The organism is Serratia sp. K1WW1, assembly GCF_055790865.1.
Genome location: NZ_CM147697.1, coordinates 5,250,631 through 5,264,245, shown reverse-complemented (window position 1 = coordinate 5,264,245; position 13,615 = coordinate 5,250,631). Strand labels below are relative to the sequence as shown.

Below are 13,615 nucleotides of genomic sequence, written 5' to 3'. Positions count from 1 at the left end.
CCTATAAGACTATATAATAATCGCTTCCCCCAGCACAAACAAATCATTGCGCTCTTGCTCATGTAGTGGACAATATTTAACCATAATGCAATTTTTATATCAACGAAATCAATAATTTTTATTAAGTCATGGATGAGCAATTGACAGAAACACTCAGGGATTTGGGTCATCATATTGTTGGCGCAATTCCTAGCAGATGCCGAGTCTGGCAAAAGGACATTTGTGCGTAGAGATACGGATCCATTCACCCAGTGGATGGATATCACCACGGGACGATTGAATGAGGAAGTTGTTCGCGCGTCTTTGAGGGGGAAGGCGACACGGTTAAAACCGTCGGGGTACTGCTACGTCCACAAGTGTGGAGCCGTCTGATACAGCATGGCAAAGAGCGGATGGCTGGCGTGCCAAGTATCGTCACGCCGTTGGTGACTTCTGCACTCCTCAATCGCGAAGAATATTTATTCCCCACAGGGGCAACCACCATTCCTCGTGATCTACTTGAGCCGCTCGCCAAAGGCACCTTCTCAATTGGACAGATGGCGCAATACGACAAATACAAAACCACGCATAACTCGACTATCTTTCTTTGGTGAAGATGACGAACCGCAACGCAGTGAGGAAAATGACGAGCAGCGAGCTGAACGTTATGCAAAGCATCAGCTGCAGTGGCAAAAGTATCAAACTGAGTCAAATAACCTCCTAAAGAACGTGTCCGAAACATGGCTCTCCACCCACGAGCAATACGAACCGGCTGAGTACGGTTATGTTATCAAAGCGAACCAACCCGGAGAGGCCTGTATCCATTGGTATCCCTCTCTTACAGTTCAATCCCAATTCTTGCAGCTGAGTTTGGCCCGCTTTCCAGCTCAGCCAGCAAGGATTATCATACTATCGAGACTACAGATCTAGAGAGTGTGCTATGCAACATATTATTGAAGGTTTCCTCAGTTTCCAGAAAGAGATTTTTCCTCAGCGTAAGGAGCTCTTTCGCAGCCTTGCCTCCAGCCAGAACCCTAAAGCGCTTTTTATTTCGTGTTCTGACAGCCGCCTGGTACCCGAACTGGTGACCCAGCAAGAGCCGGGGCAGCTTTTCGTTATCCGTAACGCAGGCAACATCGTCCCTTCCTTTGGTCCTGAGCCGGGTGGGGTGTCGGCGACCATCGAATACGCGGTTGTGGCGTTAGGCGTTACTGATATCGTGATTTGCGGCCACTCGAACTGTGGTGCTATGAAGGCTATAGCTTCTTGCCAGTGCCTTGACCCGATGCCTGCTGTCGCCCACTGGCTGCACTATGCGGACGCGGCAAAAGCGGTGGTAGAGAAGAAAACCTGGGATAGCGAAATCGACAAAGTTAACGCGATGGTTGAAGAGAACGTGATAGCCCAGCTAAATAATATCAAGACTCACCCGTCCGTTGCCGTTGGGCTGCGCGACAACGCCCTACGCCTGCACGGCTGGGTGTACGACATCGAAAGTGGTGAGATCCGCACGCTGGACAAAAATACCAAGAATTTCATTTCGCTGGCGGATAACCCCGAGGTGTACTTCGAGTAAAAGATGCTTGGCTATGAGTGGGACCGCTCCTGGGCAGAAAGCCAGGAGCCTTCTGCCTGGCGACCTTATCTGCTATATTCGGCTAGGTGGAAATTATTTTATGTTGTCGGGGGCGAGCAGTTAATGGAAAACGAAGAACATATCAGTAACATTATAAAAACGCACCTCGAAGCGACATTAAACGATCTCGGGGAGTTCATCTGGGCGTATGTGGTGTTATCGAAAAAAGATATGTCCTGTATCTTTGGGGTAACCAACTATCCTGGTGAATGGGTAGAGCATTATAAAGCCAATGGTTTGCAGTATACCGATCCGGTGGTGATCACTGCGCTGAACCGGCTAACGCCTTTTTCCTGGGATGAAAATCTGATGACGGGGGGAGGGTTTCATTTTTCCGAACTCTTCGAGCGGGCCAGGAAATTTGGCCTGAATAACGGCTATACGTTTGTATTGCATGATTATAATAATAACCTGGTCACGTTATCTTTTATTCTTGCCCCTGAAACCAGAGCGGAATTAACCCAAACGCTGATCAAGAATAAAGGTGACATCTCTGTTTTACTGGCGTCAGTGCATGAGATTTATCTAACCCTGAATTCGCTGTCAGAAAAAAACGCCTCTCGCACGGAAAAAAGCGCCCAATTTACCGAACGGGAAAACGAAATCCTCTACTGGGCCAGCGTGGGCAAAACCTATCAGGAGACAGGGATGATCCTGGGGATCACTACGCGTACGGTCAAGTTTCATATGTCCAACATCGTCAAAAAACTGGGAGTCGCAAATGCCCGGCATGCAATACGTCTAGGTGTGGAACTTCAACTGATTAAACCGGTTAGTTGATTACAAAGAAGGCTCAGCCGCCAGCGGCCAGTCGTTCAGCCTGGTTTCGTCCGCTGCGCTGTGCTTGCTGAATATCTTGGCTTTTAGCTTCCTCTGGCTCTCAGAATCGACATGGCCGAGCAACAGATAGACCGGCTCATTTTTCTCGGAAACACCGGTTTCCAACACGGTGACATTCCAACCTGAGGTTCTGATGATGTGCATCATCGGATGGCTGGCGACGGCAAGAATGCCATCATAGTGATGTTGCCGCGCGTAGTTAATCAGTGAGAGAAACAAAGCCATAGTGACAGGGAACTTACGGCCTAACAGCGAGTGGGTTCTTTCTTTATCCACGAAGAAACGCGTGGATTCAATGTAGTTGCCTTCTGGAATGTTGACATTGTTAAAGAATGAGCAGAATGTACTGTTCAACATATTATTGTATTTCATGTCTATCATCCTGGTTCCGCATATAATCATGCCGTTCTCCACGCCAAAAATATAATTGGTCTTGTCATTATCAAACTGATCGACCTCCTTGCCGTCAGAACAGTCGACAGCCCATTGCAGTCTGTCTTTAAAGGTATTTTTTCTTAACATAAAGAGATCTTCAGATTTCTCATTGCTCATTGAAGCATAGTTAACGCTGTAAATATTAAACATAATGTCACCTGTGAATGAATATATAGAGATAAGTTCATCCGGTAACATCAGTGAAGTTTCATTAAGAGCATGCCGGTACAAAGGAATGATAATGCTTTTTAATAGATTTACGCTAACCTTATTATAGGAATAAACTGGTTTTAGCCGGTGTTGGGTGGGGCGTTTTAGGCGACACTCTGGGCTTAAAAGTGATATGTTTCTTACCGAGTGCGAACCCGAGGGAGCGGCAAGCATCTCGATCGCAGCAACGGTAACTTTTACCCATTTTTTACAACTTTATACAGATAACAGACAACTCGCCGGCCGAGACGGGCAAGAATGGATTCGATTCTTTTGACAAGGAGCTTCACCATGGATCTGAAATGTATTTTTGCGTTATTCACCCTGTCTGTGCTGCCATGGAGTGCCAGTGCCGCTCCGGCTGCCCCCAAGGTCGTCGTAAAGTCTGAAGTTGCCTCGCCAGTGGTGTTGGAAAATACCCAAGATAAAAACTACCTGAAAATCTCGTTGGTGGGCTACCCGCTACCGCAGGAAAAACGCAGCCCGATCAATCTGGCGCTGGTCATCGACCGCTCCACCTCAATGAGTGGCGATCGTATCGAAAACGCCAGAAAGGCGGCGATCGCCGCTGTTAACATGCTCAACGGTAATGACACGCTTTCGGTCGTTGCCTATGACTCGGGGGTTGAGGTGGTGATCCCGGCTACCAAGGTCAAAGATACAAAAGAACTGATTAATAAAATTAACAAAAGTATTGAGCCGCGTGGGATGACGGCGCTGTTTGCCGGGGTGAGCAAGGGTATCGATCAGGTGAGCAAGCATCTGGATAAAGAGCAGGTGAACCGCATTGTGTTGCTTTCCGACGGGCAGGCTAACGTTGGGCCAACCTCCAACAGTGAGCTGGCCGAGCTGGCCAAACTGGCGGCCAAGAAAGGTATCGCCATTACCACCATCGGCATTGGTGATGGTTATAACGAAGATCTGATGACCACCATTGCTGGCTATAGCGATGGCAACCATGCCTTTGTTGAGCAATCCAGCGATCTGGAAAAGACCTTCGCCCACGAGTTTAACGACGCCATGTCCGTGGTGGCGCAGGATGTGGTGGTGGTGATCAAAACCGCCGATAAGGTTACGCCGGTTCGTCTGTTGGGGCGTGATGGCAGCATCAGCGGTAATACGGTCACCGTGAAACTGAACCAGCTGTATTCCAATCAGGAAAAATATGTTCTGCTGGAAGTGATCCCGGCCAAGGGCAGCAACGCCCAGAGCAAACCGCTGGCCGATGTGAATGTGCGTTACGCCAACCTGAGCACCAAACAGATCGATACCTTCAATGAGAAGGTGGCGGTGCGTTATAGCCAATCCGCTAAGGACGTGAGTGCCGCTCAGGTTGATGAGGTGCTGGTGGACTCGGCCATTCAGAAGGCGGCAATTGAAAATGAGCGCGCGGTAGAGCTGATGGATGCAGGCAAAATGGAAGAGGCCAAACAGGTATTTAGCGCTAACGCGGCAGCCTTGGAAAGTTTGCCTGTCAGCGCCGCGCCAGCCAGACAAAAAGCCGAAGCCAGCGCGCAGAAGAACAAAGATCTGATGGGTAAAATGGAGAGCGACAGCAAGGAATCGACCCGTAAGGCAGTGAAAGAGCAGAACTACAACATCAAAACCCAGAAGAACCAGTAGCAGGGAGCCTAATGAGCCAGCGTACTTCCAGAAGTTTGACGGTATTTATCATCATCACCGTGGCGATTTTCAGCCTGATCGCCTATCTGGGAGTGCGCACCCTTGAGCACGAAGTGTTGCTACGCCATTACCAATCCCAGACCATGGCGCAGATGCGCGTCACGCAAGCCAGCGACAGCGTTATGGATATCCTGCGGCAGAAAGCAACGCGGCTGGACGCGATCACCGACTATATTCAACCCAACGAACAGGCGCTCAAGGAGCTGGTCGAGAAGGATCACGACATTGATGGCGTGTTTGTCCTGCAGAAAAATCGGTTGTTATATCCCAACGAAAACGGCCCGCTGAGCCAAAAAGAATTAGCTTGGGTTCAGGCCATCACCCCGCTGGTGAACGATCCTTCCTTGCTTTACGGCCACAGCGTAAAAAGCGAAATGGCTGTCCCGCAATCCGGCTGGTACATCACCGGCGAGATGCAGGAACCGCTGCTGATCTACTGGCGCACTATCGGCAGCGAGACCATTGGATTTCGGGTTCCTTATATCAAACTGCTATCGGATGTGCTCAATGCGGTTAACTTCGATTTTGGCAGCGATACGCTGGTACTGGTAGAGAACGGGCGCCTGCTGTACCAAAGCAATCCTTACGTCGAGCTGGGAAACCAGCAGCCGCAGGCCGAACAGAGCCTGCCTTATCCGCTTACTGGCTGGCAGGTGAGCTATTACGGCAAAGCGGCCAGCACTACGACGGTCTACCTGTGGGGCGGGGCGTTTATTCTGTTAATGCTGGCCATCATGGGCTTGATCATTTTCCGTCTCTACCGGGAATACACCCAGACGGCACGGCTGGCGCGCCAGCAGGTGGGTTTTGTCAGCCAGGTGTCCCACGAGCTGAAAACGCCGCTGACCAATATCACGCTGTATGCCGAGTTGCTGAAAGAGGAGCTGGACGAACAGCACGATGAAGGGTTGCGCTATCTGGACGTGATTATCGGTGAGAGCCAGCGCTTATCGCGCCTGATCCAGAACATTTTGAGTTTTACCCGTGAGCCGAAGCTGCATATTCAGCCCATTGACCTCAACCCGCTGCTGGCGAAGATTACTCAGACTTTCATGCCGTCATATCAGGCCAAGGGGATGACGATTTCCCTCTCGTTAGGCGAAAGCGTGGTGGTGCAGAGTGATATCGATCGCCTGACGCAGATTATCAATAACCTGCTGAGCAATGCGGAAAAGTATGCCACGGCCGGAAAACAGGTTGATGTGCAGGTGGAGTGCGGTGCGGACAATGTGGATATCCACGTGCGGGATTATGGTGCCGGTATCGCCGAGAAAGAGCTCAGGATGATTTTCCTGCCCTTTTACCGGGTGAAGTCAGGTATTACCGAGGGTGTTTCGGGCACCGGCATTGGCCTGACGATTGCCCAGCAGCTGGCGCATAGCCTGGGCGGGGAGATCCTGGTTGTACCGCAGTCGCCTGGGGTGCGCTTCACCTTGCGGCTGGCACGTAACCTGATTACAGCACCGTAGCCGCTGTTTTTGGATAAGTGCCGCAGAGTGACTTCTATACCTGACAACAACCGCGCTCTAGCTCCCTCTCCTTTTTGGGGAGAGGGTTGGGGTGAGGGGAAAACACAGCGCTGTAGCCGATGATATCGCCCACATCAGGCGGTAATCGCCACCGCTAATAGCATTAACTACAGGAAGTCGTAATGAAAATACTGGTCGTTGAAGACGATACGAACATTCGCCAGGGATTGGTAGAAGCGCTCTCCCGTGAGGGTTACAGCCTGATCGCCGCAGAGAATGGCAAAGTGGCGCTGGAGATGTATCAGCAGGAAAAACCGGATTTTATCATCCTCGATATCATGATGCCGGAGCTGGATGGCTACGCGGTATGCCGGGAGATCCGCAAACAGGATGAGCAAATCCCGATTATCTTTTTGTCCGCCAAGGATGAAGAGATCGACCGGGTGGTCGGGTTGGAGCTGGGAGCAGATGATTACATCAGCAAGCCGTTTGGCATTCACGAGATCCGCGCCAGGATCAAAACTATCGCCAGGCGTTGCCTGCGTAGCAAGACCGAGCAGCCAGATGCCAGCTTTTGTTTTGGTGATTTAACCGTGTACCCCAATGAGTTGTGTGCTCAGCGCCAGACGGTGAGGTTGGAGCTTTCACTGCGCGAGGTGAAAATCCTGGAATGTCTCTATCAGCACAAGAATAAGGTCGTCACGCGCGAGATGCTGTTCGATGCGGCCTGGGGCTATGATTTCCTGCCTAACAGCCGTACGTTGGACCAGCATATCTCCAAGCTGCGCAAGACTATCGAGCTTGATGCGAATAGTCCGTTGCTGATCCGCACCGTGCATGGGATGGGGTATCGGTATTTGGGGTGAGGGTATGGGCGGACTAACTATCTGCCAGAATTGATGATTTTTTACTCTTCGTATAGAAGAACCGCTTAAGAATAAGTGATCTCAGCCAAAAATATCGAACCCCAGGATCTTTAGCGCGCGGCTTGCCTTGATTGATAGCGCAGCATGATCAACCATTGCAAAAAGGAAGCAAATAGGGAAGGCAGGGTTATGAGTTCAACGGTCACAAGGCAGTGGTTGCGCTATTGGCGTAATTCTTTAGCGGATGCAGAAAGTAGCAAAGGGGCAATAACGCTGAAAGAATTCCATCGCCATCTGTCTGTGTCGGCTAATACGCTAGGCAAAGGCCGTTTAGAGGAAGAGAGCAGGGAATTGGCGGCTCTTTTTAAGAGTGAGCCGAACAATGTACAGCTTGTTCAAGTGATATACCGGCCCACGGCTTATGAGCTCAAACACGAGCATGGTAAGAAATATACCGGTTCTTCCCCCGAAGTGATTACCCCCGTTGTTTGTACTCTTTGGGTTGATCGTAAGGGTTTCTTTCTACCCAGTTCTTGTCCTGTTATTCCACGAGATCTCCTGTCACCGCAAAATGACGACAAATTCACGATCACATCAGTCAAAGCCCTGGATAGCTTTTTAGATGAGTTCGGGTCTCACTTCTACTCTGAGCAAGAGGCGCATTCATTGTTTGAAACGGGCCAAACCACTGAGCCATGGAACCGCTATTGTAAGGTTACCCGTGACTTGTTTAAGAAACTCTGCAATGACAGTGAATTATTAAAAGAGCGCTATAAGAACGAAAAGAAAGGCTATCTGCTTAAGTGTGATGTGGTCAGTAACAGCACGCGTAATGTTTTAAAGCTCTATGACTGGCTCAATGACCGTGAGGTTTCGATTCCTCTGGTAGAAAGCTATGCATTGGTTAATAAGAATACCTATCGGCCCTGTATTGACTCGTTATCCGTTATGGCGGTTCGCAGTGGCCACTCCAACTCAAAATTTCCTCTCGCGGATGCACAGCGAGATGCCTTAGCCCAGGTATTAGCCATGGATGAGGGCGATATTCTGGCGATAAATGGCCCCCCAGGGACCGGTAAGACAACGTTCGTGCTCTCCGTTGTCGCTTCAATGTGGGTTAATGCGGCGCTTAAGGAGCAGGAGCCTCCGCTGATTATTGCTGCCTCTACCAATAACCAGGCGGTGACGAATATCATTGAAGCGTTTGGTAAGGATTTTGAAGAAAACGATGAACCTCTCAGTGGCCATTGGTTGCCAGAGATAAAGAGCTATGGCGGTTATTTCCCTGCCGCTAGCCTGGAAAGTGAGGCGACGAAAAATTACCAGACAGCTTCTTTTTATCGAACCTTAGAAGATCCTGAATATTTCGAACAGGCCGAGTTGGTTTTTTTGCTTAAAGCTAAAGAGGTCTTAGAAGATGCTTCTTTAGACTCGGTACTGAAAGTTAAAACGCGACTGCATGCTGAACTCAAGACCTGCCATCGGCAATTTGAGCTTCTGCAAAATGCATGGCATGAACTGGATCGTACAACAAATTGTTGTAATGAAGCGATGAGTTTTGCTCCTGAAATTGCGAAAGAGAACAAGTTGGTTGAGATTGCTGCTCTGTCTCATGAACTTGAACTGGTTAGCCAGGATCTTTCGCAGTGGAAACAGTTTTGCGCCGATGAGCCGATATGGTTGACGCTATTGCACTCTGTTCCGTTAATAGCCAGAAAGCGCAGGTTGCTGCGAGAGCTATTTATCGAAGGTCATTTTAGTCCAGTGGCGCGGAGCATTGTTAATGCTTACGACACTAGAGAGCCTGAAACCGCGTTATCTCAATGGATTGATGGGCAACGAGAGGCCATGAAGCAAGCTGAATCGGTGTTGGATCGCTGGAATGTGTTGCTCGCAGAGAAAGCCTTGGCGGAAGAACTATGGAGGGAGAAGGTATTACCATTGATACCTGTAACTGAAGATATTAAAAATCTCGATGATCTCGACAAGGTTTTGGATATCTCGCTACGGTTTAAGCTATTCCAGCTTGCAGTCCATTATTGGGAGGCCCGCTGGTTGCTGGATTGTCGTGAGCAGGAAAATGATCTGATCACGCAGAAACAGTCCGGCAAAGAAAAAATGGGATTGAAATTAGTGCGTCCCCGCTGGTTGCGTCGGATGAAGCTCACCCCTTGTATCGTCTCTACGCTTCACTCTTTACCTGGTCATATGACTTTTAAAGTGTTCGAGGGGGAAGGCAAGTTTCGTGATGACTACCTGATTAATGAAATAGACCTACTGATTGTGGATGAGGCTGGTCAGGTAGCCCCTGATGTTGCGGCGGCTTCTTTCGCTTTAGCTAAGCGAGCATTGGTGATAGGTGATGTGCATCAAATCAAACCGGTAAGCAACCAGTCTCGGCGCGTTGATGTTGGCAACCTTTTGCAGCATCGGCTGTCGTCTAATTTGGATGAATATAGCGATATTTGTGCTCATGGACGTTCCGTCGTGGATGGCAGTGTCATGCGTATCGCGCAATCGGCGAGTCAGTATCGCTATTTAGAAGATGCAGAGCCGGGCATGTTTTTAAGAGAGCACCGGCGCTGTTTTGATGAGATTATTTCTTTCTGTAATGACCTTTGTTACCAAGGATTGCTCCAACCAAAACGTGGAAAGTTTGATGAGTTGGAGGGCGATAAACCCCTATTGCCCGCCCTTGGCTATTTACATATCGACGGTATGGCGGAATCGCCCGTTGGGGGCAGCTGTATTAATCGGTTGGAGGCTGAGACTATCGCCCGCTGGTTGGCAGAAAAGCGTAGTGAGTTAGAAAAAGCTTATGGTGCCAAGTTGGAAGATCTTGTGGGAGTCATCACCCCTTTCAAAGCTCAGGAGCGATTGTTGGCAGAGGCTTGCAGGAGCCATGAGATCAAGGTGGGACGAGGTGAGGGCGAAATGACCATCGGTACTGTGCATGCTCTGCAAGGGGCGGAAAGAAAAGTGGTGCTATTTTCTGCCGTTTACTCTCGTCATAACAACGGGGGCTTTATTGATAGCGACCCATCAATGCTCAACGTTGCTGTATCCCGCGCGAAAGATAGTTTCCTGGTGTTTGGCGATATGGATGTTATCTCCTCGTCACCCAGAGGCACACCAAGACATTTGCTTGGGCAATATCTGTTTGCACGCGAAGACAGTCAACTCAGTTTTGCCGTTGGGACTCGGCCTGATTTAGTGGCGTTTTGCCCTGAGCCAAAAATCATTAATGGCTGCGAAGAGCACGATCGATTTTTCCTTGAGTTGCTGGATGCGGTGCAACACCGGCTAGATATGGTTTCACCTTGGATCCTGCTTCCTCAACTCACGACAACAGGCTACTTAAATCATATGCAAGCTGCGGTTGAACGTGGCATTGAGGTTTATGTTCATACTGATTACCGTTTTAATACTCATCAGAACAATCAATACAATATTGAAAAGAATCAGCGATTTAAACAGTGCTGTGAGGCTTTATGTGACTGTGGGATTCAGGTGTATGTGGTTAATCAGGTTCATAGCAAGCTGGTGATGGCCGATGAGCAGGTCATGTGCGTCGGTTCCTATAACTGGGGCAGTGCCGCGCGTGAAGGGAAATACCAGAATATGGAGACATCCATGCTCTATAGCGGCAATCTTGCCCAGGAAACTCAGGTGCAGCTCAATGCTTTACAGGCTCGTGTCAAAGCGCATCACAAAACCCAAGCACTAAACAATGCCGCAGCAGAGGAAACATCGTGACGGATACAGGCTATGCGCGGGCAGAGAAGAATGAGGTGGGTACATGATATCTCTGCTGCACCTCACCCCTTAAATACCTGCCCCCGATGCCACTCCACAAACTTATCCAAAGGATAATGTTCAGCGATCTTTGGCAACCTAATCGTCTTCCCTGCAAAGTTCCAGAACAATTGCTCGATCATATGGGTACCGTTCACACCTGCTGAAACCAACAGTTTCATGCCGTCGTCGAGCCCGATGGCTCCCATATCGAATGCAGAGTGGTGCAATGAGCACAGCGCTAATCCGTTGGTCACGGTGCAAGGGCCGCCGTGTTGCTTCCATTTGATATGCGCCGCCTCTAAGCCAACGGGCGTAGTGTCGTGCTGCAGGTTGTAGCCACACACCGCGCATTGATAGTTATAGGCGCGTAAGATCGTTTGCCGGAATGCCGGGTCACGTGCTTTACGTATTCCATCAAGCTGAAAGTCCAGGCGGTTGGCTATCAACTCTTGAACGCTGTCGGGGAAATGCTCACACAGAATTTGCTGTGCAAGCTTGTCGATCAGAGCGGGTTGGGTGCGTAGCAGCTGAAAGCTTTCTTCGTCGAAGCCACCGCTAACGCCATGTTCGATAATTTCCCGCTTCGGTGGCTCTTTGCTGCCTTTCTGCAGGCTGCAAAGCTCTGCATTCTGTAACTCCCAGAACCCGTCACCGCGCAAACGCCAGAACGGCATGGTGGGGTAATGGTCACGCCGTTGTGGGCCAAAGCTATTGAGTAATGCCAGCAAGGGGGAGTGGATTTCCTCGCCATAATTGAACAGCCGCTCGTGCCCTTGCTGATATTGGGAGAGCACATACAGCAGCAATAACGGCTTATGTGGTGCGCGCTGATCGCCTTTGCGCCACACGGTCAGATGAGTGATGGCGGTTTGCAGTTCCTGGCTGGTTTTCATCTGTGCGTCCTGCGGGCATAGGTAATGGTTGCGATCATGCTCGCAAAACGAAAGGGATTCAATAGCTTCTAGGCAGGCATCAGGCGCTCAGTCCACACCTTAACCGACTTTCTTACAAGGTCAGCGGGAGTCTTTATTTCAACCCGTGATCGGTTTGACAAGCTGCCACTCCGCCCCCAGCCTGATGGCGTGTTTGGCATTGGTCACGCCCATCTTTTTCACAATATTGCCAATATGGAATTTCACCGTACGTATCTTCACGTCTAAAATAATGGCAATTTCCGGGTAGGTTTTCCCCATGCTGGCCCAATAGAGCACTTCGTTCTCCCGCGTTGTCAGGGGATCTTGTTCTACGCTGGGGTTATCACGATTATTTTGCGCGGTTTCCCGGAGGTGGGTGGTGAACCTTTCGTGGACGTTAGCCAACAGCATCTGCAAACGGGCTTTGTTAGGGTGAATTTGGCCCTCTATATCGATGGATTTGCTGTCATTAAGCGTCAGCGTCAGCATCGCCAAATTATGATCGTGGTCATGCAATACAAAGGTATAGCCAGTGGTAATATTATAGTTCTTTGCATGGCTGAATATATCTGAGGGTTTTAGCCTTGGGTTTATTGGTGTGCTTTCATCCCAGGAAAATGGAGAGACTCTTTGCAGGGCGGAGAGTACCACGGGATCGATGCATTGGTAGTTCCTTTCTTTATAGATATCAATCCATTGGCTTGGGTAATTGGAGGTTATCAACGTCTCCATAAAGTCTTTCTTGTTAAGTATCAAATAGGCGTATTTGAAATCGCCAAATTCTGCTATTTGTTTATCCAGATGGTTTTTGAATGCATTTTTTTCATTTTGGCTAGCAGAGAATAATGTAGACATCAAATTACCTCAATATGAAATAATAACGCTACTAACATAACTTGTTGAACAATAGTTTAACCTAACCGTTATTGAACGCCAGCTAATATACTGGCTTGCCTGCGAGTTTCGATAAAAGAGCAAAAAAAACCTGACCTCGTTGGGTCAGGTTGCCACATTGGCCAACACCAGGGAAATTTTTACTGCCATTATCTTAAGGCCATCTTCTTGGTTGAGGCAAGCGCTCAGTGTCGGATTTTGGCTGTCTATCACCATTATTTGGCTTAGGATTAGTATTGCCTCACGCTAAACATTGCGTTAGCACGGCATCTGCATTGATATTCTTGCTGCTAACGCTTGTCATTATCCGATGTGATTACTAAGGGCTGCGTTGGTAATTCACTATCACCTGATCATTATTTGATCAGTCTTGGGCCTGTTTTTATAACGAAAAACTCTTGCAAGACCTCAATATAGCTATATTGAGTCCGCGTTTTTGCTGTTTCAGCCTGCTATAAGACGCTAATCGGGTTATTGTTATCATTGGGGGGAATAGGTTCGCCATGCAGGACTTCTCTGGATACATCCTGTATCTACAGCAGGTGGGCTGGTCCGTGCCGAAGGGGGACATGCTGTACGGCCAGCCGGTGATTTTGCCTTGTTCCCGAATGGAGGAGGAGTCTGGCACCTCTTGTCGGGTGAGATCATTGCGTTGCCCAATAGATTGTTGTCACGGTGACCCGAAACTTGATCCTCACCGATAGCTAAAAAGTGAGGTCTCAGCATTGGGCTGGAGGCCTTGAAATGGCTCTCAAACGGGCTTGTTTGAGATAGAAATGATTTATTTTTTATGAAAAAGTGATGTTAATCACAAATAACAACCCTAGAGTCGTTCATTAAATAACCATTACGTTGCCATTATGTTGCATTTTCGTGTCTACTAAATGGGGT

At 49.0% G+C, this 13,615-nt stretch carries 10 protein-coding genes; 7 read left to right on the top strand and 3 right to left on the bottom strand.

What is annotated here, in order from left to right:
* Window positions 1-392 precede the first annotated feature (392 nt).
* From ACX9GU_RS23785 to ACX9GU_RS23775, 3 genes are all read left to right on the top strand, one after another.
* Window positions 393-593, top strand: coding sequence for a hypothetical protein (locus ACX9GU_RS23785; protein ID WP_473193134.1), 201 nt, complete (start codon window positions 393-395; stop codon window positions 591-593).
* A gap of 326 nt (window positions 594-919) precedes the next feature.
* Window positions 920-1,555, top strand: coding sequence for a carbonic anhydrase (locus ACX9GU_RS23780; RefSeq protein WP_473193133.1), 636 nt, complete (start codon window positions 920-922; stop codon window positions 1,553-1,555).
* A 123-nt stretch (window positions 1,556-1,678) separates the two neighbouring features.
* A complete protein-coding gene (locus tag ACX9GU_RS23775; protein ID WP_021807855.1) occupies window positions 1,679-2,395 on the top strand; it encodes a helix-turn-helix transcriptional regulator in 717 nt (238 codons plus the stop codon).
* On the opposite strand, the gene ACX9GU_RS23770 is transcribed toward ACX9GU_RS23775, so the two are convergent.
* Window positions 2,396-3,040 carry an acyl-homoserine-lactone synthase gene (locus ACX9GU_RS23770; RefSeq protein WP_473193132.1) on the bottom strand — a complete coding sequence of 215 codons (645 nt, stop codon included), beginning with the start codon at window positions 3,038-3,040 and terminating at the stop codon, window positions 2,396-2,398. It lies immediately after the preceding gene.
* 351 nt (window positions 3,041-3,391) lie between these two features.
* Here ACX9GU_RS23770 and ACX9GU_RS23765 point away from each other — a divergent pair, with 351 nt between their 5' ends.
* From ACX9GU_RS23765 to ACX9GU_RS23750, 4 genes are all read left to right on the top strand, one after another.
* Window positions 3,392-4,723, top strand: coding sequence for a vWA domain-containing protein (locus ACX9GU_RS23765; protein WP_447883527.1), 1,332 nt, complete (start codon window positions 3,392-3,394; stop codon window positions 4,721-4,723).
* An 11-nt stretch (window positions 4,724-4,734) separates the two neighbouring features.
* Window positions 4,735-6,252, top strand: a complete 1,518-nt coding sequence (locus tag ACX9GU_RS23760; protein ID WP_473193131.1) for a sensor histidine kinase — start codon at window positions 4,735-4,737, stop codon at window positions 6,250-6,252.
* 182 nt (window positions 6,253-6,434) lie between these two features.
* On the top strand, window positions 6,435-7,118 hold the full coding sequence (locus ACX9GU_RS23755) for a response regulator transcription factor (RefSeq protein WP_473193130.1): 684 nt from the start codon (window positions 6,435-6,437) through the stop codon (window positions 7,116-7,118).
* Between the two features lie 189 nt (window positions 7,119-7,307).
* Complete coding sequence (locus tag ACX9GU_RS23750) at window positions 7,308-10,874, top strand: AAA domain-containing protein (protein WP_473193129.1); 3,567 nt, start codon at window positions 7,308-7,310, stop codon at window positions 10,872-10,874.
* A 62-nt stretch (window positions 10,875-10,936) separates the two neighbouring features.
* On the opposite strand, the gene ACX9GU_RS23745 is transcribed toward ACX9GU_RS23750, so the two are convergent.
* Complete coding sequence (locus ACX9GU_RS23745; protein WP_473193128.1) at window positions 10,937-11,809, bottom strand: phosphorothioated DNA-binding restriction endonuclease; 873 nt, start codon at window positions 11,807-11,809, stop codon at window positions 10,937-10,939.
* A 138-nt stretch (window positions 11,810-11,947) separates the two neighbouring features.
* Window positions 11,948-12,685: a LuxR family transcriptional regulator gene (locus ACX9GU_RS23740; protein WP_473193127.1), complete on the bottom strand. Its 738-nt coding sequence runs from the start codon at window positions 12,683-12,685 to the stop codon at window positions 11,948-11,950.
* Window positions 12,686-13,615 lie beyond the last annotated feature (930 nt).